This is a genomic window from Pseudonocardia sp. Ae331_Ps2, assembly GCF_001932405.1.
Lineage (GTDB): Bacteria > Actinomycetota > Actinomycetes > Mycobacteriales > Pseudonocardiaceae > Pseudonocardia.
The window spans coordinates 1-3,112 of the sequence record NZ_MCIM01000011.1 but is presented as its reverse complement, the minus strand read 5'-3'; the positions used below and the strand labels follow the sequence as shown (position 1 = coordinate 3,112).

Genomic DNA, 3,112 nt, shown 5'->3' with positions numbered 1-3,112 from the left:
GGGGCCGGGTGGGTGCGGGCGGGGCGGGGCGACGAATAAGCGAGTGGGTGTTGTCGGATCGGAGAGGGCTCGGTCGAGCTCGGAGTAGGTCCGCGGTCCGACATACCCGACCGGTGGTTGGGTGAAGACCGTGAACGTGTCGGCCGCCCGGCCGCGCTGCCCGGGCACGTAGTGCCGGTCGATCCGCAGGAACCCGATCTGGGAGAGGTAGTCGAACAGCCAGCCGGCTTTGTTCGCCGACTCGTAGCCGCACCAGCGGGCGAGTTTCGTGCGGTCCAGCTCGACCCGCTCCGGATCAGTCGAGCGGACCCGGTCGGCCAGCAGCACCTGCGCGGCGGTCAGGACCTTGTCCGCGGCCGTGCTGATGGCCCGCCCGTCGCTACGACACGGCGGCGACAGCCGCACGCACGCGGCGATCCAGAACGGCACCGCCGCATCGACCGGGGAGTCACCGGCCACCGAGACGAACCGGTCATCCGCCCGGCCGGAGGCATCAACGCCCAGGTCGACAGGCATAGACGGCCCGTGGCCGGGGTGGCCGGGGTGGCCGGGGTGGTGGGGCTGGCCGGTCATGGTTAGACTTCTCCCATCTCAGCCTCACGGCTGGTTTTTTCGGAACGACTCGCGGCCCTTTTCCTTGCCAGGGGGGGGCCGTTTGTCGTTGTCGGGGGACAGACCGTAGTCGACTGGTTCACCTGCGACACCAGCAGGCTCGACTGATCCGGCCCGCGGTGGTGTTCACGTGCAGGCCCGGCGCAGCGCATCGGCCCGGTCCGGGGTGACGGTGAGTTGGTAGCGGGTGGCGACCCGGACGAAGTCATGGGCGTAGACACACGCATCGACCGGCGGCATCCACTGCTCCGGTCCCTTGTCGGACTTCGACCGGTTGACCTGCGCGGATACGGCGAGCAGGTTGTCCGGATCATTCGCGAACACCTCCCGCTGCCGGTCGGTCCAGGCGTGCGCGCCGGACCGGTGCGCCAGCGCCAACGGGATGACATGGTCGATGTCGATCTGTCTCGCCGGCCCGGTGACCGTCTGCCCGCTGTACGGATCCCGAAGTGTGCCTGATGTCACATCGCAGGTGTTGCGGGTGGTGGTGTCGGTCAGGTCCCGGGCCAGGACGTAGTCCCGGATGTCGCAGCCCGGCCCGACCGCGGGCGCCCATCCGGGCCCGAACGCCTCACGGCGGTAGTCACGACCGTGCCGGTCCGGGGCGATCCGCAGCCCGGACACATCCACCGGGCCGGCCCCGTTCGGACCAGCCGCTACCGCTGACCCGGCAGCGGCAGAGTTGTCGCCGGAGTTGCCGGTGTCGTGCTGGAGTGCCCAGATCTCGACCAGCACGAACACGCCCACCGCGGCCACGGTCATCAGCAGCGTCGCCGCGCGGCGGTCCCCGACCGCCCACCGCCCCGACCGCAGCCCCGGGTGGCGTCCCGGTTGTCGTCCGTGTGTCGGGTTCATCCGGTTCATGATGTCGAGCCCGGCTCGGCGGGTGCAGCCGGGGCCGCCACCGTGGTGGGCTGGTAGCGGCCGCGGGCGACGCGGGCGATCCGCCTGGACCTGATGAGTGTGTCCAGGGCGTCGTGCACGGCGGCTTTCGACGCGGTCGCCGCCGCGACCAGATCGGCGGTCGTGGTCGTGCCGCCCTGGATGAGTGCGAGGACCTCGGTCTGCACCGGCGGCAACGAGCTGGTGGCCGCCGGGCCCGCCGTGGTGCTGCGGCTGCCCCAGGGAGCCCGCCGGACCACCGGACCGGGCGGGAGGACGCCGCGCGCACCAGTATCGCCGCGGCCGACGGCGGCAGCGGCGGTGCTGGTGTTGTGGTTGAGGTGGTGGGTGGCGGCGGGGCCGCCGATCTGCCAGCGCCCGTTGATGGCGGGTCCGAGGACGGTGGTGATCGCGGCGGTGTCGAGTGGGTGCAGGTCGGGTTGGGTGAAGTAGCGGTCGAACGCGGTCGACACGGTCAGCTCGGGTGCCGGCCGGCCGGTCGCGGTCATCCGGGTGGCGTCAGCGTCGCTGGGTAGCCAGTCCCAGCGGACGGGTGCGTCCAGGTGGGCGTGCACGGCCATCCCGGGGATCGGGCGTCGTGGCCGGGCGTCGTCGAGGGGGAGCTCGTTCGGGTCGAACACCAGCCCGGGTACGAGGTCCGAGGACGATTTGGAGTTGGTGCGGAACGCGATGACCTGGGAGGCGAACGCCGACCGGGCGTGGTCCCCGCCCCAGGCGGCCTGGCCCTGGGACTGGTTGCAGCCGACCACCCACACGCCGAGCGCGCGGACGGTGTTCACGGTCTCGGTCCACAGCGCGGCGGTGGTCGGGTCGTGGGCGACGAAGGAGTACTCGTCGTGCAGGAACATCCAGCCCGGCACGTCCCGGCTGGGGAAGATCAGGTCCGCCCCGGCCTGCGCGGCGATCCGGGCGCGGGCGTCCAGGATCGCGCCGATCAGCCTCGGCAGGGCCAGGACGTTGGTCTTGCCGATGACCGCGATCCGGGCGCGGGCGGCGAGGGCGGTGGAGGAGTTCCCTTTCGGGTCGGCATAGAGCAGGTTGAGGACGCCGGTGGACAGTGCGGCGGTGGTCAGGATGTTCGTGGCGCCGGACTTCCCACCGCCGGTGGAGCCGACGATCATCGTCGGCACGGTCCCGGAGTCGTTCCACATGACGACGTCGACCTCGCCGGTTCCGTCGACCGCCCGGCCCACACCCTGGATCGTTCCGTCGTGCACGCGTGGCGCGGTGAAATAGCGGACCTGCGCGACCGGGTCGGTGTGGATGACCGTCAACCGCGCCCGCGCGGCGCTCTGTCCCGCCCCGGCCGGGGCGAACAGGATTCGGTCGGCGGGCTCCCCGAGCCCGCCGGCGAGGCGGACCCGGTGGGCGAGCAGATCGGCGGCGGTGTGCACACCACGAGCCAGGACCACATCGAAGGTCGTCGTATAGGGCCCGTCGACACGGTTGGTCAGCCGCGACCCGGGGACCTTCCCGGTCTTCGAACCGTTCGTCTCCGCCCACGCCAGGCAGTACCGGTCATGCTCGGGGTCCGGCGGGGCGAGCGCCGGCAGCTCGGATGACGTCAACGGCGCGACCTGTGGGCCGAGCGGATGGG

Annotated in this window: 3 protein-coding genes; all 3 read right to left on the bottom strand. The window is 71.8% G+C overall.

Annotated elements, in window-relative coordinates:
* On the bottom strand, positions 1 to 516 hold a 516-nt coding region (locus Ae331Ps2_RS30025; RefSeq protein WP_139319287.1), incomplete at its 3' end, for a hypothetical protein.
* Positions 517 to 738: 222 nt separating this feature from the next.
* Positions 739 to 1,467 carry an HNH endonuclease family protein gene (locus tag Ae331Ps2_RS30020; protein ID WP_170918375.1) on the bottom strand — a complete coding sequence of 243 codons (729 nt, stop codon included), beginning with the start codon at positions 1,465 to 1,467 and terminating at the stop codon, positions 739 to 741.
* Positions 1,468 to 1,472: 5 nt separating this feature from the next.
* Positions 1,473 to 3,112 (bottom strand): hypothetical protein (locus Ae331Ps2_RS30015; RefSeq protein ID WP_075329929.1); only part of this gene is annotated, 1,640 nt, incomplete at its 5' end.